This window comes from Sorangium sp. So ce185 (assembly GCF_051526825.1).
In the GTDB taxonomy this organism is placed as follows: domain Bacteria; phylum Myxococcota_A; class Polyangia; order Polyangiales; family Polyangiaceae; genus Sorangium; species Sorangium cellulosum_D.
Genome location: NZ_CP150316.1, coordinates 10,197,278 through 10,214,261, shown reverse-complemented (window position 1 = coordinate 10,214,261; position 16,984 = coordinate 10,197,278). Strand labels below are relative to the sequence as shown.

Below are 16,984 nucleotides of genomic sequence, written 5' to 3'. Positions count from 1 at the left end.
ATCTCCCCCTCCTCCTGTTCGAGACGGCTCGATGATCAACGTGTGAGTCGCTCCTTCGATGCAGTCCAATGGAGGAATGAGGTGAATTTGGTCAGATAATGTGGGATGCGATCCTGTGCATAGCCGCCGTCGACGCCGGGCAAGCCTCTTGCGCCGTCAGGTCAAACCCTCGATCACACTGTCGAATCGTGGCCTCTGGGCCCGCTGGCGCCGAGCCGCATGCGCCAATTCCGTGCTACATGCGTCGATGCGCGCAATCGCTGTTGATTTCTGAAACGCTTGCTGCTTGCTCGTGCCTCGCCAGCTCGGCGGGCGCGGAGGAATACCCGCCGACGTCGGGAAGATGCGACAGGTCGGCGTGATGCTCGCCCCTGGATCCGCGGCGCCCCCCGTGAGGCGCTGTCCGCTGTCCACGCTTTGCACACGAGACGCCCCGCTGGACGGGCGCGCAGCCGCAAACCCGAGGCTCTCGGGAATCCACGCCTCGCCGCATGACACCTGGCGATCCGTCGCGAACGGGCCTCGAGCTTGCATCGCCGTGGACGCAGCCTGCATGGGACGACACCCGGCAAGCCGCTCGGATCGTGAAAGGAGTCGGCGATGAAGCTGGTGAAAGCGCTCGGTGCGCTGGCGCTGTCCGGGATCGCGCTCGGCGCCGCGCAGCTCGCGGCAGCGGAGGACACGGTACCCGTCCAGGAGCTCGTGATCGTGGAGGAGACGGCGAGCCCGACGCTCGCCGACGCCCGGATCCCCCCGGACGATAGCCCCTATCGCGGGGACCTCCGGCCCTATGGGCTCTTCCGGCCGTACAGGCCCTTCGAGCCGTACAGGCCCTTCGAGCCGTACAGGCCCTTCCGGCCGTATGGGCACTTCGTGCCGCACAGGCCGTTCCGGCCCTTCCGGCCGTTCGATCCCTACGACGCGCGGCTCCGTGACCGCGGGCGATCCGAGGCGACGCCGGCAGGGGGCTGCCCCATGCCCGCCGTGAGCCTCCAGGATCGCTGACGCCGCTAGACGGCGCATCTCCCCAGCATCGCCCGCCCGCCCCGCAGGAGAGCGGCGGCACGCCGTGAGCGGGCCGAGCGGCGGCGCGCCGTGAGCGGGCCGAGCGGCGGCGCGCCGTGGGCGGGCCGAGCGGCGGCGCGCCGTGAGCGGGCCGAGCGGCGGCGCGCCGCGAGCGGGCCGAGCGGCGGCGCCGGTCCGATGAAGTATCCTGCGCCCGATGCCCCCTCCCGATGCAGCCGAGCCCGGCGCCCGGCACGCCGCCCTCCCGCCCGCCGAGCTCTTCCATCGCATCTTCGCGCTGCTCGCGGCCATGGAGGAGGCGCAGCGGGGCAAGGTCGTCGAGCTCGCGCGGCGCCTCATCCCCACGCTCACGGCCGAGGACATCCGCAACCCGCACGACTTCCCCGGCCTCGACGACCCCGACTGGCACTTCGAGGACGGGCAGCTCGCCGGCATCGAGTCCGTTCGGTTTGCGCTCCGCGGTCTCGCGCGCGATGTTCTGGGGGATGGCGAAGGGCGCGAAGCGCGAGAGAGACCCGAGAGCGACGGCCAGCCCGGGGCGGGCCGCGAAGGCGGCGGCACACAAGGCGAATGAGGCGTTTTACCAGCCGTTCTCCACGCTCCGGCAGCTGACGAAGCCGAAGCCCAAGCCGGCCGCGACGCCCGACGCGAAGGCCAAGGCCGCCGCGACGCCCGACGCGAAGGCCAAGACGGCCGCGGCGCCCGAGGCGAAGGCCAGGGCGAAGGCGGAGCCCGAGGCGAAGGCCAGGGCGAAGGCGGAGCCCGAGGCGAAGGCCAGGGCGAAGGCGTCCGCCGGCGCGGCGGCGCAGGCAGGCGTCGAGCCGGCGCCGCGGCCCGTCGACCCCGAGACGTTCGCGATCTACATGGCAGGCGTCCGCGTGCTCGAGGACCGCGTGAACCGGATCCCGGTCACCGCGAGCCGCGTCGAGCGCGCCGCGCTGCCGACGATCGCGTCCGATCCGGACGAGGAAGCGCGCTCGCGCATGCGCTCGCTCGTCATCGAGGGCATCAAGTTCGAGACCACGGACGACAGCGCGCGCATCGAGGGCAGGCGCCTCGACGTCGATCCGCGAGAGCTCCGGCGGCTCCGGCGCGCCCGCTACGCCGTCGACGGCACCCTCGACCTGCACGGCCTGAGGCTCGAGGCGGCCCGCGAGGCCGTCGAGGCCTTCGTCTGCAAGCGCCAGCGCGACGGCGATCGCGTCGTCGCCATCGTCCACGGCAAGGGCAACCACTCGCCCGGCGGCCACGCCGTGCTCCGCGGCGAGATCGCCGCCTGGCTCAGCAACGGCCGCGTCGCCCGCCACGTCGCCGCGTTCTCCACGGCCCCGGACGCCGAGGGCGGCGCCGGCGCCGTGCTCGTGCTGCTCGCGCGATGAGGCCGGAGGCGCGCAGGGAGCCTGCCGAGACGCCGGGGCACGCGCGCCGGCCGGACGCGCGCGCCACGCGCGGCGGCCTGCTGCCGGCCGCGCGGGCGGCGCTCGGCGGCCTGCTGCCGGCCGCGGCGCTGCTCGCCCTGCTGCCGGCCGCGGCGCTGCTCGCCCTGCTGCCCGCGTGCGCGCCGGCCCCGGCCGCGCCGCCCGCGCCGCCGGCGAGGCCCGCGCCGCCCCCGCCCCCGTCGACGCTCGGCGACGGCGAGCTCGGCGAGTACCGCTCGGAGCGCTTCGATCTCCTGCTCCCCTTGCCCGACGCGCGCGGCTTTCGCGTCGAGGACGGCGAAGGCCCCTGGCTCGTCGCGACCCACGCCGCGTCGTCGACGTCGCTGCTCGTCCGCACCTGGCGCGAGGACGGCCGCGCGAGCCGCGCCGCGTGCGAGGCGCGCGCGCGGCTCTGGCGCGACCTGCCGCGCCCCGACCAGAGCCTCACCGCCGTGGAGCGCCGGATCGACGTGCCCGAGGGCTTCGACACCGTCGTGGCGATCGGCGTCGCCGACGCCCCGCCCGGCGCGCCGATCGACGGCTTCGCGGTCGCCTTCGGCGGCTCCGGCCGGCGCTGCTTCGCCTTCGTCGCCGAGACGCGCGCCGCGGGGCCCTCCGCCGAGCGGCTCGTCGGCGAGCGGCTCGCCTCGGTGGTCGAGATCTCCCTCGGCGGCCTCCGCCTCGTGCGCGAGACCGCGCCCGCCGTGCCGCGCGAGCCGCTGCCCTGAGCGCGAGCCGCCGCCCCGAGCGCGAGCCGCCGCCCCGAGCGCGAGGCTCAGCGGTAGACGCCGCCCCGCGCGCGGGCCTCGAGCGCCGCGGCGAGCTCCTCCTCGCCGATCGACCAGGCCTCGGCCGACAGCTCACGCGCCTCGGCGGGCTTGAGCGCCTCGAGCGCCCGCGGCGCGAAGCGCAGCCGCGACAGCGACAGGAGGCGCTCCAGCGCCTCGGACGTCACGCCGCTCTGGAGCTCCCTCCGCCACGCGCGCTCGATCGCCTCGATTCGCGCGGGGCTCTTCCACGCGTCGGCGAGCACCACGCGGCCGAGCCGCGCGTCGATCGCGTCGATCCCGGTGGGCAGCGCGACGATCGCCTGCTGCGCCGCGCGCGCCGGATCGCCGAGGCCGAGGGAGAGCAGCGCCCGCGCCGCGTCGAGCAGCCGCACCTCGTCGGGCCGGAGCGCGGCCCGATCGACGTACGGGAGCCGCTCCAGCGCGATCGCGTAGCGCTCGCGGCGCGCGGCGTCGATCACGGAGGCCAGCGCGCAGAGGACCCGCGCCGTCGGCGGCGAGAACCACGGATCCGCGCGCTCGCTCGGCCGCTGCGCGGGGTCGTCGAGCTCGAGGGCGGCGGCGCGCCACACCGACGCGCGCGCGGCGAGGACGGCGCGCGTCGCCTGCACCGCCAGCAGGAAGAGCGCGACCGCGGGGAGCAGGCCCTTCGCGCCCCAGCGCTCGCCGAGGAGGCAGCTCGCCCCGACGAGGAGCGACAGCAGGAGGGCGAGCGTCAGCCGACGCCGGCGCCGCGCGGCGTCGCCCGCCGAGCCGGCGGCCCCGTCCGTCACGCCGACGGTCTCGGCGCACCGCTCGAGCAGCCACGTCCAGGCAGATCCCACGTCCGCGGGATCAGGATGCCCGCCGCTACGCCTCGGCGCGAGGCTTTTCGATCTCCGCGCAGAGCGCGCGGGTGAAGTCGTCGGTGCTCGCGGTGCCGCCGAGGTCGCGGGTGCGCACCTGGCCGGCCCGGTAGACCACCGTGAGCGCCCGCTCGATCCGGTCGGCCGCCTCGTGCTCGCCGAGGTGCCGCAGCATCATCACGGCGCTCTGCACGAGCGCCGTCGGGTTCGCGTAGCCCTTGCCCGCGATGTCCGGCGCCGACCCGTGCACCGCCTCGAAGACCGCGGCCTCGTCGCCGATGTTCGCGCCGGGCACGATCCCGAGGCCGCCGACCAGGCCGGCGCCGAGATCCGAGAGGATGTCGCCGTACAGGTTCTCCGTCACGAGCACACCGAGCTTGTTCGGCTCGCGGACCATCGTCATGGCCGCCGCGTCCACGATCATCTCGCCGAGCTGGACCTCGGGGTGACCGACGGCGACGCGCCGCGCGCAGTCGAGCGCCAGGCCGTCGGAGAGCTTCATGATGTTGGCCTTGTGGACGATGGTCACCTTGCTCCGGCCGTGCCGCTTCGCGTACCGGAACGCGAACTCGGCGATGCGCGTCGAGCTGCGCTCGGTCGTTAGCTTGATGCTCTGGGCCACGCCGGGCAGGATCATGAGCTCGAGCCCGGCGTAGAGCCCCTCGGTGTTCTCGCGCACGATGACCATGTCGACGTCGAACCGCGGCTCGACGCCCGGCAGGCTGCGGATCGGCCGCACGTTCGCGTAGAGGTCGAGCGTCTGCCGGAGCGTCACGTTGACCGACCGGAACCCGCCGCCGATGGGCGTGGTCACCGGGCCCTTGAGGGCGATCCGGTTCTTCCGCACGGCGTCGATGACGGGGAGGGGGAGCGGCGAGCCCGTCAGCTTCGCCACCTCGATGCCCGCGTGGTGGATCTCCCAGTCGACGGCGACGCCGGCGGCGGAGACCACGTCCTGAGTCGCCTTCACGACCTCCGGGCCGATGCCGTCGCCGGGGATCAACGTGATGCGATAGGGCATGGTCCGTCCCATTAGCAGGTGTGCTGGCGGGAACAATGGGCAAGCGAGCCGGAGCGCGCGCCGCGCGCTCGCCTGCCGGCGCGCGGGCGACCGGGGGAGGTGGTGCGATGCGCCTTTTACAACCGCGGCCGACCTCGCTAGGGTACGCCCCCGCACGGCCTGACGGGCCGCTGTCCACCTGGAACCGGGCGCGGGCCGGGCCATCCGCCCCCGCCGATGTTCACCAACTAGAGTGAAGGAGCGTGCTCATGCACCCTCGTGTCTTGAAAGGTCGCAGCCTTGCTTTCGCGGCCTTCCTGCCTGCCGTGATCGCGTCGTTCTCGCTGGGGTGCGGTTACTCCGAGGAGGAGTGGAAGGCCCAGCTCGACAAGTACAGCCGCCTCCAGAGCCAGCAGCAGAGCACGGAGCAACGCCTCGCCGAGACGCAGAAGGCGCTCGAGGTGGAGCAGGCGAAGGTCGCGGAGCTGACGAGGCAGCTCGAGGCGGCCGGCGTCGACATCAGCAAGCTGAACGAGAACCTCCAGGCGACGAGCACGCAGGTGTCGCAGCTGAGCTCGACGCTCGAGGAGCGCGAGAAGGCGCTCGCCGAGTTCAAGGCCCGTGCCCGCCAGCTGGAGCAGATCAAGGCGCGCTTCGAGACGCTCCGGAAGAAGCTGGACGAGCTCACGAAGCTCGGCCTCGCGGTGAACATCCGGAACAACCGGATGGTCATCTCGCTGCCGGGGGACGTCCTCTTCGACTCCGGGCGCGAGACGCTGAAGAAGGAGGGCAAGGAGATCCTCCTCAAGGTGGCCACGGTCGTCCGGAACGACCCGTCGCTGCTCAACCGCTACTACCAGGTCGCCGGCCACACCGACAACAAGCCGCTCGCGGGCGGTCAGTTCCGCGACAACTGGGGCCTGTCGCTGATGCGCGCGCGCGAGGTGCTGCTGTACCTGGTCAGCCCGGCCGACATGAAGGGCGGCGGGGGCGCGCTCCCGGTCGCGAAGTGGAGCGCCGCGGGCTTCGCGGACACCGACCCGGTCGCGACGAACGACACGGACGAGGGGCGGCAGAAGAACCGCCGGTGCGACCTCATCGTGGTGCCGAGCGTCGAGGAGATGCTCGACCTCAAGGCGATCACGCAGTAGCGCGGGCTCGCGCGGCGCGCGCTGCGGGGGCGGCGCGCGCTGCGGGGGCGGCGCGCGCTGCGGGGGCGGCGCGCGCGGCCGCCGTCGGATCCACGCTCGTCGGGCGCTTCGCCTGCGCCGTCAGGTCGGCTCGGGCCAGCTGCTGTGACCATCGCCGCCCGGCCAGGGCGGCGCGGTCCTGCGAAACTCGCTCGGCGTCTGGCCGGTCACGGCGCGGAACGCGGCGGCGAACGCGCCGAGGCTCTGGAAGCCGACGTCGACCGCGACCTGCGTGACGCTGGCGCTCGGGCCGGAGAGCAGGTCGAGCGCCCGGAGCACGCGCGCGCGCGTGACGAAGGCGCGCCACGTGACGCCGGTCTCCTCGCGGAACCGCCGCCGCAGCGTGCGCTCGGTCGCCCCGGCGAAGGCGGCGGCCCGCGCGAGATCCGCGCTCGCGACGTCGCCGAGCGCGCACGCGATCGCCCGCTGCACCGGCGGCGTCCTGCCGCGGGGCAGCCGGTACGTGGCGCCGCGATCGAGGAGCGGCGCGATGAGATCCGCCATCGCCGCGAAGAAGGTGTCGGCCGCGGCGTCGTCGGGGCACCGCGCGACCGGCCAGCGGCGCGCGTAGATCACCATCTCGCGCAGGAGCGCGGTCACCTCGAAGACCCTCACGGCCGCGAGGGGAGAGGGGAACGCCGCGGGCTCGAAATAGATCGAGACGATCGACGCGTCGCGACGGGTGGTCGCGTGCGGCTCGCCCGCGGGGATGAGCGCGGCGCGCTGCGGGGGGAGCAGGAAGGACGCGTCCTCGACGTCGAGGCGCGCCGTGCCGGCCAGGGGACAGAGCAGCTGGTGCCGCGCGTGCGTGTGCCAGGCGTAGACGGCGCCCGGCAGCTCGTCCTCGTAGGAGAACGCGCGCGCGGGGACCTTGTCGAGCCCGAGCCTGGCGAGGTGCTCGGCGGTCTCCGTGGGGGTCATGACGCGGGCTTGCACGGCGTGGCCTCTCGGCGACGATCTTTGTCCTGTCGCCGGCAGCCGTAAAGACCGAGGTGGTCCACCTTCGTGCCCCATGAGCCAAGCCGATCCCACCAAGCATGATGCGCTGATCCAGGAACAGTTCACAAGGCAGGCCAGGCCGTTCGCCGAGGTCCCGGCCCACTCCGCCGAATCCGCCATGGCGCTGCTGCTCGACGCGCTCGCGCCGGCGCCGGGCGACGCGGCCCTCGACGTCGCCTGCGGGCCGGGCATCGTCGCCTGCGCGCTCGCGCCGCGCGTGGCGAGCGTGCGGGGGCTCGACATCGTCCCGGCGATGCTGGACGAGGCGCGGAAGCGACAGGCGAGCCTCGGGCTCTCCAACGTCACCTGGGAGCTCGGCGACGCGAGCCGGCTGCCGTATCCGGACGAGAGCTTTCGCCTCGTCACGACCCGCTACAGCTTCCATCACCTGCTGGATCCGCTCGTGACGCTGCGCGAGATGGCCCGCGTGTGCCAGAGGAACGGGCGGGTCGCCGTGATCGACGTGGCGCCCGCCGAGGACAAGCGGGACGCGTACGACGCCGCCGAGAAGATCCGCGATCCGTCGCACGCGCGCGCGCACACCGAGCGCGAGCTCGGCGCCCTGTTCGACGCGGCGGGGCTCGAGATCGAGACGACCGCGCGGTACAGGCTCGAGGTGGAGCTCGAGGCCGCGCTCCGGGCCTCCTTCCCGGAGCCCGGCGGGGCGGACCGGCTCCGCGCCCTCTACCGCGCCGACGTCGGCGTCGACGCGCTCGGCGTCGGCGCGGCGCTCCGGGGGGACGAGGTGCACTTCGCGTATCCGATCGTCATCCTGGTGGGGCGCAAGCGCGGCTGAGCCGAGCGGCGCGCGGCACGGCGCAACGACCGCGCCGGGGGCCGGGAGCTCAGGGGGGCGGCGCGGCCGGGCAGGAGGGGTCGGTCGTCGCCTCGACGTCGTCGACGTGCAGCGTCTCCTGACCGAGCGGCTCGTTGCAGACGCCGCTGGCGCCCAGCTTGAAGGAGAGGTGCTGGGGCCTGCCCGCCGTGCGCGGATCCAGGCAGATCGTCCGCTGCTTCCAGCGCTCGCTGGCGGGGAGGGCGGCGCCCGGGCTCGAGGAGGCGGTCGCCGCGCGGAGGTCGCTCGTGCGGTACCAGAACTTCAGCGCCGGGCCGGCCGCCCCGTCGGGCTCGGGCACCGTGAACACGGTGGAGGCCGACGGCTCCCGGCACGGCTTCTTCACGGACAGCGAGAGGGAGACCTCGCCGGAGTGCGCGGCGGCGGCGTCGACGGCGAGCCTGGCGCTGCCGCGCGAGGGATCGTCCGCGTTCAGGACCCACGCCGGCGAGAGGCTCGCGCCGGCGCCGGCGTTCTCGAAGCCGGGGTCGAACAGCGGCGCGTCCCCGGGGCACCGATCGTCGGAGACGAAGGCGAGATCGTCCACCGCGAAGTCGCGTTGGTTCTCGTCCGTGCACGGCTGGCTGCTCCGGTTCCGGTAGGCGAAGGCGAGCCTGTGCGCCATGCCGAGCGCCCACCGGGGCAAGCAGACGTGCGAGACCTGCGCCTCGCCCGTGCCCGTCAGCGCCGTCAGCTGGTGCGTGCTCAGCGTGACGTTGACGACCGCGCCCGGGCTGCCCTGGCTCCAGATGCGGAGCGCCGGGTTCGGCAGCGCGGGGGAGGGCAACGGGGCCGACACCGTGCCCTCGAGCGAGGGGTACTGGCAGAAGTGCGTGGTGCCGATGCGCCCGCCCTTGCCGCCGCCCTGGCCGAGGCCGCTCGCGACCTCGGAGACGCCGTTCTCCGGCTTCGCCGTCCAGCCCGCGTCGCCTGCCTCGAAGTCGCCGTTCAGCACCTGGCCCGGCAGGGGACAGTCGCTCATCTCATCCGGTCGAATCGCGACGTCATCGAAGGCCAGGATGTAGCCCTGTCCGGCCTCCTCGTCGCACTGGGGAGATCTCCGGGAGGGCCCGAGGAGCAGCTCGATCTGCCCGCCATAGGCGCGCTCTCCCAGGCAGACGCGCTGCGGGGCGAAGGACGAAGAGGGCATGAGATCGAGGTTCGTGAATCCGCCGTTGATGCGGACCCCGACGCCCGGGGGACCGATGCAGTCCATGCCTGCGTCGCAGGCGACGTGCGCGGCGAACGTGAGGAGCAGCGGCTCGGCGCACGCGAGGTCCGGCATCGTGAGCTGCTGAGAGAAGCCCGCCATCTGGCACACCGCGCCCCTGCCGATGACCCCGGCCCCCGGGTTGCCGTTGCCCTCGGCCTCGGGGCGGACGAGCGCGGCGCCCGTTGCGCTCCAGGTGTCCGCGCTCTGGAACGAGGGATCCTGCGGGCCTCCCTGCCAGACGCACTCGCCCTCGACGACGGCGTATCCGTCGGTGCAGCCGCAGCCCGAGATACACACGCCGTCCACGCAGCGGAGCTCGCCGCCGCACTCGCCGAGAGACCCGCACGGACAGCCCTCCTCTCCAGGAGGACAGCCACCGCCGCCCGCCTCCCCGCCGGCGCCGCCCGCGCCCCCGGCAGCGCCGCCCGCGCTCCCTGAGCCGCCTTCTCCCGCGCTCCCGGCGCCGCCCTCGCTCGCGCTCCCGGCGCCGCCCTCGCCCGCGTCCCCTGCGCCGCCCTCGCCGCCTTCGCCGCCCGCATCCGTCGCGCTCGACGCCGCGGCAGGAGCGCCCTGCTCCGTCCCGGAGCAAGCGCTCGCGAGCGCTCCGATCAAGGCGCAGCCACAGGTGAGCGCGCGTGTCCACATATCCATCAATTCAAGTTAGCGGTCGAATCATGCACCGGCAAGGCGGATACCGTCTTTGCACAACAAGATAGATAGATAAGGAGATCTCTCAAGTCGTATCGGGCAAAACCGGAGAGAGCGGCGCTGATCGCTGAATTCGAGCGCTCCTGCGCGGCGCTCGAATGCGCGCGAATACCCATGAACGAGCGGATTCGAGCGCCCGAGGGGCGAGCGCCGGTCCGACGGCGCTTCGCGCGAGCGGCATATTCCCCACACGCGCTCCGCAGCGCGAGCCGATGAACGTCCGCCGTCGCGGCGCCGGTGGACGTTCATCGACTCGCGACGTGCTCGGGGCAGCGCGTCACGCGTCAATCGCCGGAAGCGGCGCCGGAGGTGCGGAGCGCCGCGGGCGGCACGAAGCTCGCGACGGTGCTCCCCCCGGCGGCCTCTGCGTCGAGGAAGGCCCGCAGCTCGGCGAGCAGCGGCCGCGACGCGCCGACGAAGGGCAGGTGATCGTCGCCCGGCAGCTCGACGTAGCGCGCGCCGCGGATGCGGCCGGCCAGATCGCGCCCGGCCGCCGCGGGGACGGCCCGATCGCCGGCGCGGTGCAGCACCAGCGACGGGACGCTCACCTGGCTCAGCGCCGACCGGATGTCGGCCGCCGCGTGCGCCCGGAGCATGCGCGCCGCCCCGCTCGGGCTCGCGCCGTGGCGCAGGTACGCGGCCCAGGAGCGCCGGAAGGCGGCGTCCTCGGCGGCCGAGGGGGCGAGGCGATCGAGGAAGAGCGGCTCGCCCCAGGCGCTCCGCAGCGCGCGCTCGGCCTCCTCGGCGTCCTCGCCGGCGAGGCCGAAGAGGCACCCGGGCCAGGCCGCCATCTGCGCCGCGCTGCCGAGCGCGATCAGCGCGCGCGCCCGCGCCGGGTGCGCCGCCGCGAGCAGCGCGCACGGCGCGAAGCCGCCCCCCACGCCGAGGAGCGCCGCCCGCTCCACGCCGGCCGCGTCGAGGACGGCGAGCAGATCCTCGGCCTGCTGCTCGGCGGGCGCGCCGGCGCCCTCGCGCTCGCTCATGCCGGTGCCGCGCTGATCGAGCACGATGAGCCGCGACCCCGCGCCGAGCTCGGCGAAGAACCGGGACATGAGCGCGTCCTCCCACGCGGCCTCGACGTGCGTCACCCACCCCTGGACGAGCACCAGATCGAGCGGCCCGTCGCCCGCGGCCCTGTAGGCCAGGCTCGCGTCCGCGCTCGTGGCGAACCGGGTCTCCGCCGCGAGCAGCGGCGCCGGCGTCCGCGCGGAGGAGACCGCCGTCCCCCGCGCGGCCTCGAGCCCGCGCCGCATCGCCTCGGCGACCTGCGCGTACGCGCCCGCCCACGCCCGCGCGGTGGCGGGCGTCCACGCGTCGCCTTCCAGCGCCTCGAGCGCCTCGAGCAGCGCCCGGCCCACGGCGTCGAAGTGCTCGGGCAGCGTGGCGTAGGCCGCGTGGCGGCGCCCGAGCGCCTCGAGCATCTCGATCAGCTTGTCCGGCGCGCGCAGGTTGTCGATCACGAGCTGCAGCGCCGCGGCGAGCTTGAGCCGCTGCTCGCGCATGTCCGGCGGGAACAGCGCCCGGAGCGCCGGCTCCCGGTGGAAGAGCCGCTCGTAGAAGCGCGAGACGAGCTCCTCGGCGCGCGGCGCGAGGCGCGCGAAGGAGGCGCCCACGACGTCCGCGTCCGTCTCCGGCGACCCCGCGGACGCGGGCCCGGAGCGCACGATCTGGAACGCGCGGCAGAGCGCCTCGGTCTCCTCGAGCGCGGCCTGCACCTCCTCGGCCGACGCGAAGCGCGCCCCGGGATCGCGCAGGACGCAGCGGTCGATGACCTCCGCGAGCATCTCCGGGACGTCGGGGCAGAGCGAGCGGAGCGGCGGGAGCGCGCGCGCCGTCACCCAGCTGGCGATGGCGTGCAGGTCGAGCCCGGCGTGGGGCAGCCGGCCCACGCACAGCTCGTAGAGGACCAGCCCGAGCGCGTAGACGTCGGACTGGAGCGTGCCGGCGGTCCCGGCCCAGAGCTCCGGCGCGAGGTAGAGCGGCGTGCCCATCATCGTGCCGCCGTGGGTCAGGCCGGCGGCCTCGAGCGCGGGGGCCGCGTCGGGCTCCGTGAGGATCGCGGTCGTCAACGCCGACACGTCCGAGAGCGGCCGGCGCGCGGGCGCGCCGGGGGGCCTCGACGAGACGCGCCGCCCAGCGTCGCGGCCGGCGGTCCGGTCGACGAGCTTGGCGAGCCCGAAATCGAGCAGCTTCACCTCGCCGCTCGCGTCGAGCATCACGTTCGCCGGCTTGATGTCGCGGTGCAGGACGCCCCGCCGGTGCGCCGCGGCGAGCCCGCGCGCGAGGCCGAGCGCGATGCGCAGCGCGGCCTGCCACGGGACCGGCTTCGGGAGCAGCTCGAGCGGCTCGCCCTCGACGAACTCGTAGGCGATGTAGGGCCGCCCGCGCACCTCGCCGATCCGGAAGACGGCGACGACGTTGGGGTGCTGGAGGCGCGCGATCGCGCGGGCCTCGACGCGCAGCCGCTCGATGGTCCTCGGATCGGGGTTGTCCGCGGCGACGAACTTGAGCGCGACGGGCCGGTCGAGGACCTCGTCGTGGGCGAGGTACACCTGCCCCATGCCCCCGCGGCCGAGCGGCCTGACCACGCGGTAATCGTCGAAGGTCGAGGGCGGCGCCCACGGCTCCGAGGACGACGGCGGCGGCTCGACCTCGCCGGCGCGGTGCTCCGTCGAGGGGAGCAGGAGCGGCGCGCCCACGCCGCTCTCGCTCGGGCGCGCCGAGATCGCGGCGCGGCAGTCGGCGCAGCCGTCGACGTGCGCGCGCAGGGTCGCCGTGGCCTCGTGCGGGAGGCGGCCCTCGAGCCAGGCGGCCAGGGCGTCTTCGGACGGGCACGGGGTCATGCGCTGCGGTTCTCCGGAGCGGCATTCTCCGTGCGAGGAGTGCTCCGCGCAATGGCGGCGCGGGCTCTGCCGCGCCGCGCTGCGCCGCCGCCGTCGCGAGACGGAGCCCGTCTGTCCCGGCCGCGCCGCGCCGACGCGCGGCGCGGGCCCGGCGCCCAGCAGAGGACCGCTCGCCGCGCGCGGGGCACAGCGCCGGCGGTGGACCGGCGCAGCCGCGGTGTCACGATCTGGAATTGTATGAGCAAGTCGAAGCCACCGCCGAGCCCAGCGCCCCGGTCGGAGACGGTGCGGCAGACGCTCTTGGAGGAGCTGCGCAGGGGCGCCGCGACCGCGTGGGAGCTCTCCGCGCGCGTCGGGCTGCGCGAGCGCGACGTGACGCCGCACCTCGAGCACCTCGCGCGCTCGCTGCGCGCCCGCGGCGAGCGGCTCTCGATCGCGCCCGCGCGCTGCCTGGGGTGCGGCTACGCGTTCGACGAGCGGCGCTCGCTGGCGAAGCCGAGCCGCTGCCCGGCGTGCCGCGGGGAGCGCATCGAGGCGCCGCGGTTCCGCGTCGACGCGGGCGAAGGGTGACCCTCCCCGCGGCCGCTCACAGCGTCGGCCGATCGAGCGCCCCGGGGCGCCGCCGCCGCGCGGCGCGGGCCTCCACCTCGCCGAGCAGGCGCGGGCCCGCGCGCTCGCCCGCGCCCGCGAAGAACGCGCCGGCGCGGGCGGGATCGCCGTGCGCCGCGTAGAGCTCGACGAGCTCGCGCTCCGCGGCCTCGTCGATCGTCGCCTCCGGCGAGCCCGCGCGCGCGGGGCCGAGCTGCACGATGGCGCGCAGCGCCTCCATCGCCTCCTCGACGGCGCCCCCGCGGCCGAGCCCCCGCAGGCTCCACGACTTCACGTAGAGCGCGCGCTTCCGCAGCGCCGCGCCCGCGGCGCCGCGGAGGGCGGCGTCGCAGGCGCTCACGGCCTCGTCGAGGCGCCCCGCCGCGAACGCGAGGTTGGCCAGCGCGAGGTGGGCCTCGGGCGCCTCGCGCGAGGCCGGGTGCTCGCCGGCGAGCTGGCGCAGCCGCGCCTCGGCGCCGCGCAGGTCCCCGCTGTCCTGGAGCGCCTGCGCGAGCTTGAGGAGCGCCGAGGGCCGCTGCTCCGCCGCGCGCAGCGCCGGCGCGTCGACGAGCGCGGCGTAGGCCGCGACGGTCCTCGAGAGCGCCCGCGCGGCCTCCGCCTCGAGCGCCGCCCGCCGGGCCTCGGCGCGCTCGCCCGCGGCGCCGGCCTCCGCGGCCTCGTCGAGCACGAAGAGCTGCACGCCGATCGCGCGGCGGCGGCTCGCCAGCGACTCCGCCTCACGGAAGAGCCGTTCCGCCGCCGCGCCCGCGTCTCCGTGACCGGCGCGCGCCGGCGCCGCCGCGCCCGCGTCTCCGTGACCGGCGCCCGCCGGCGCCGCCGCGCCCGCGTCTCCGTGACCGGCGCCCGCCGGCGCCGCTGCGCCCGCGTCTCCATGGCCGGCGCGCGCCGGCGCCCCCCGCGCGATGCACCCCGCCGAGGCGAGGGCGACGGCCGCGAGGGCGGCGAGCCGCCGCGCCGCCGCCCTGCGCGGCTCCGTGAACCTCCCGGCGGCCCTCGCTGCGCTCTCCAGCACCCGTGACACTCCCTCTCCTCGTGACTCAGCGGCTGCAGAGGGCGCGAAACGCCGCGCCCCTCGCGAGCCGAACGGCGCGGGAAGATAGCGGCGGACGCCCCCGCGACCAGGCCAATCGGCGGCGAGCGCGCCGATTCTCGCCCTGCTGCCGCGCGGAGATCCGGGCCTTTCGAGCGCCGTGCGCGGCGGACCACACGCGGCGCGCCGGGCGGGGCGAGGCGCCGCCGCGCACGCGCCGGAGCGCGCTCCGCCTCGGCCCGTCCATTGCGTCTCGGCCTTCATCTTCCCCGTCCGCGCCGTCGCTTCACACCGGGCGGGGAACGCAACGAGATGGAGAGTCACGACATGGCGACAAAGGTGAACTGCCTCCCGTTCACGATGCCCTCGATGCCGCGCCTCGGGCTCGACGACCTCGAGGACCGCTTCAGGCGCCTTTCGCTCCTCATGTACGACACGAGCGTTCCGGGCGCGACGCTGGAGAAGGAGGTTTATCCCTACCTCGCCCCTGGCATCGAGTTCGTCGGTCCGTGGCGGCGCGTGCGCGGCGTCGAGACGTACCAGGTCGACCTCTCCGGAGCGCGCGGCGGTCCCCGCTTCGACCTCGACGTCTCGCAGCTGAGCGTCCGGCTCTGCGCGCCACGCGACGCGGGCCGCGCCGTCGTCGACGGCACCCTCTACCTGAGGCTGTTCCCGCGCTGCGCGTACCCGATGCGGGTGATCCTGACGTACGAGTTCGACCTGATCGATGGAGGCGAGAGCTTCAGGATCACGCGTCACGAGGAGATCTGGCGCGTCGCGGACATCCTGCGGAACGTTCCGTTCATCGGCCGCTCTTACGACGTCTTCCGGTCCTGCTCGGGTTACCTCTTCACCGGGGCGGTGCTCCTCTCCCGCGCCCTCGCCGGCCGGCCGGCCAGCCCCGAGGCCGCGCGGGACGCGCCCGGAGCACGAAACGCGCACGGACGTCCCGCTTGACGAGCCCAGGTCACCGCGATAAAACTCCCCTCGTGAGCTCCCGCCTCACCGCGACCACGACGACCACTACCCGCACCGGCGGGATGGTTCTCGTGTGCATGCGATGAGCTGACGAACCACGAGACACCAAGCCCCGCCGGACTCCGGACGGGGCACGTCGCTTTTCAGCGCTCCGTCTGGCCCGGCCACCGCCGACGGAGACTGACATGCTCGACGAAGACGATCATCGTTATCTGGGCCAGCGCCTCGATCTGTTCCACCTCCAGGAGGAGGCGCCTGGCATGGTGTTCTGGCACGCGCGCGGCTTCACGCTCTATCGCGTCCTCGAGGAGGCGGTCCGACGCCAGATGATGCGCGACAGCTATCGAGAGGTCCGCACGCCGCTGATCCTGCGGCAGGCGATCTGGAAGGCGAGCGGCCACTGGGACAACTTCTCCTCGAACATGTTTCGGCTGTCCGAGGAGGATCACGCCGCCGCCATCAAGCCCGTGAACTGCCCGGGTCACATGCAGATCGTGGCGCGCATGGCGCCGTCGTACCGGGATCTGCCGCTCCGGATCGGCGAGCTCGGCATGGTGCACAGGGACGAGCCGAGCGGCACGCTGCACGGCCTGTTCCGGCTGCGGCAGTTCACGCAGGACGACGGCCACATCTTCTGTGTCGAGGAGCAGGTCGAGGCCGAGGTCGTGCGTTTCGCGAGCGCGCTGCGCGACTTCTATGCCGGCTTCGGCTTCCACGACATGGCGGTCGGCTTCTCGACGCGCCCCGCCGAGCGCTACGGGAGCGACGCCGTGTGGGACCGGGCGGAGGCGGCGCTGTCCGCCGCGGCGCGGAGCGCGGGGCTCGAGTACCGCCTCCAGCCCGGGGAGGGGGCCTTCTACGGGCCCAAGCTCGAGTTCGTGCTGCGCGACCGGCTCGGGCGGAGCTGGCAATGCGGGACGATCCAGCTCGATCTCGTGCTGCCGGAGCGCTTCGACATCACCTATGTCGACGCCTCGGGCGCGCGCCGGCGACCAGCGATCCTCCACCGCGCGCTGTTCGGCAGCGTGGAGCGCTTCCTCGGCATCCTGCTCGAACATTACCGGGGCGCGCTGCCGCTCTGGCTATCTCCCGAGCAGGTCGTCGTGGTGCCGGTGACAGACGCGCAGCGCGCCTATGCCGATGAGGTTCTCGAGCGCCTCCGGCAAAAGGGGGTGCGCGCGATCCTCGACGCGGGCGACGATACGCTGTCGCGGAAGATCGCCCTCGCGCACGCCGCCTCGATCCCCCTGGTCGCGGTGGTGGGCAAGCGCGAGGCCGAGCGCCGCTCCGTGGCGCTCCGGGAGCGCGAGGGCGGACAGCAGCGCGAGCTCCCGCTCGACGAGGCTGTCGTCGAGGTCGTGCGGCGGTGTGAGCCGCAGGCCTGAGCGCGCGCCGGCGATCTCCCGGAACCAGGCGCCGGCGCGCGTGTCGTACGGATCCCCGGAGCCCTGCTCTCCCGGCCCGGGGATCCGCACGACGACCCTCACCTCACCCACGGAGCA

At 74.7% G+C, this 16,984-nt stretch carries 15 protein-coding genes; 9 read left to right on the top strand and 6 right to left on the bottom strand.

Annotated elements, in window-relative coordinates; translation table 11 throughout:
- The first annotated feature begins 600 nt into the window (after positions 1–600).
- The 4 genes from WMF26_RS37560 to WMF26_RS37545 all read left to right on the top strand — a co-directional run bounded on the left by WMF26_RS37560 (position 601) and on the right by WMF26_RS37545 (position 3,172).
- A complete protein-coding gene (locus tag WMF26_RS37560; protein ID WP_437996641.1) occupies positions 601–1,005 on the top strand; it encodes a hypothetical protein in 405 nt (134 codons plus the stop codon).
- Between the two features lie 217 nt (positions 1,006–1,222).
- The gene (locus tag WMF26_RS37555) at positions 1,223–1,600 is read left to right on the top strand and encodes a hypothetical protein (RefSeq protein WP_437996640.1); all 378 of its coding nucleotides are present in this window, start codon (positions 1,223–1,225) and stop codon (positions 1,598–1,600) included.
- Positions 1,512–2,405 (top strand): Smr/MutS family protein, encoded by an 894-nt coding sequence (locus WMF26_RS37550; RefSeq protein ID WP_437996639.1) that lies wholly within the window; start codon positions 1,512–1,514, stop codon positions 2,403–2,405. The genes WMF26_RS37555 and WMF26_RS37550 overlap by 89 nt, the downstream gene beginning before the upstream one ends.
- A complete protein-coding gene (locus WMF26_RS37545) occupies positions 2,402–3,172 on the top strand; it encodes a hypothetical protein (protein ID WP_437996638.1) in 771 nt (256 codons plus the stop codon). The genes WMF26_RS37550 and WMF26_RS37545 overlap by 4 nt, the downstream gene beginning before the upstream one ends.
- Before the next feature lie 47 nt (positions 3,173–3,219).
- Here the strand turns inward: WMF26_RS37545 and WMF26_RS37540 are convergent, their stop codons facing one another.
- Positions 3,220–4,056 carry a hypothetical protein gene (locus WMF26_RS37540; RefSeq protein WP_437996637.1) on the bottom strand — a complete coding sequence of 279 codons (837 nt, stop codon included), beginning with the start codon at positions 4,054–4,056 and terminating at the stop codon, positions 3,220–3,222.
- A gap of 25 nt (positions 4,057–4,081) precedes the next feature.
- Complete coding sequence (locus WMF26_RS37535) at positions 4,082–5,098, bottom strand: isocitrate/isopropylmalate dehydrogenase family protein (protein ID WP_437996636.1); 1,017 nt, start codon at positions 5,096–5,098, stop codon at positions 4,082–4,084.
- 248 nt (positions 5,099–5,346) lie between these two features.
- Here WMF26_RS37535 and WMF26_RS37530 point away from each other — a divergent pair, with 248 nt between their 5' ends.
- Complete coding sequence (locus tag WMF26_RS37530) at positions 5,347–6,228, top strand: OmpA/MotB family protein (RefSeq protein ID WP_061622058.1); 882 nt, start codon at positions 5,347–5,349, stop codon at positions 6,226–6,228.
- Between the two features lie 120 nt (positions 6,229–6,348).
- On the opposite strand, the gene WMF26_RS37525 is transcribed toward WMF26_RS37530, so the two are convergent.
- Positions 6,349–7,188, bottom strand: coding sequence for an AraC family transcriptional regulator (locus WMF26_RS37525; protein WP_437996635.1), 840 nt, complete (start codon positions 7,186–7,188; stop codon positions 6,349–6,351).
- Between the two features lie 91 nt (positions 7,189–7,279).
- Here WMF26_RS37525 and WMF26_RS37520 point away from each other — a divergent pair, with 91 nt between their 5' ends.
- Positions 7,280–8,062, top strand: a complete 783-nt coding sequence (locus WMF26_RS37520) for a class I SAM-dependent methyltransferase (protein ID WP_437996634.1) — start codon at positions 7,280–7,282, stop codon at positions 8,060–8,062.
- Between the two features lie 49 nt (positions 8,063–8,111).
- Here WMF26_RS37520 and WMF26_RS37515 read toward each other — a convergent pair whose 3' ends face one another.
- Positions 8,112–9,965 (bottom strand): hypothetical protein, encoded by a 1,854-nt coding sequence (locus WMF26_RS37515; protein ID WP_437996633.1) that lies wholly within the window; start codon positions 9,963–9,965, stop codon positions 8,112–8,114.
- 341 nt (positions 9,966–10,306) lie between these two features.
- Entirely contained in the window at positions 10,307–12,865 is a 2,559-nt protein-coding gene (locus WMF26_RS37510; protein ID WP_437996632.1) for an alpha/beta fold hydrolase, read from the bottom strand.
- Between the two features lie 237 nt (positions 12,866–13,102).
- On the opposite strand from WMF26_RS37510, the gene WMF26_RS37505 reads away from it, so the two are divergent.
- On the top strand, positions 13,103–13,435 hold the full coding sequence (locus WMF26_RS37505; RefSeq protein WP_437950914.1) for a transcriptional regulator: 333 nt from the start codon (positions 13,103–13,105) through the stop codon (positions 13,433–13,435).
- Positions 13,436–13,451: 16 nt separating this feature from the next.
- Here WMF26_RS37505 and WMF26_RS37500 read toward each other — a convergent pair whose 3' ends face one another.
- A complete protein-coding gene (locus WMF26_RS37500) occupies positions 13,452–14,495 on the bottom strand; it encodes a tetratricopeptide repeat protein (protein ID WP_437996631.1) in 1,044 nt (347 codons plus the stop codon).
- Between the two features lie 336 nt (positions 14,496–14,831).
- Here WMF26_RS37500 and WMF26_RS37495 point away from each other — a divergent pair, with 336 nt between their 5' ends.
- Positions 14,832–15,461 carry a hypothetical protein gene (locus WMF26_RS37495; RefSeq protein WP_437996630.1) on the top strand — a complete coding sequence of 210 codons (630 nt, stop codon included), beginning with the start codon at positions 14,832–14,834 and terminating at the stop codon, positions 15,459–15,461.
- A gap of 206 nt (positions 15,462–15,667) precedes the next feature.
- Entirely contained in the window at positions 15,668–16,867 is a 1,200-nt protein-coding gene (gene thrS, locus WMF26_RS37490; protein ID WP_437996629.1) for a threonine--tRNA ligase, read from the top strand.
- Positions 16,868–16,984: the final 117 nt, after the last annotated feature.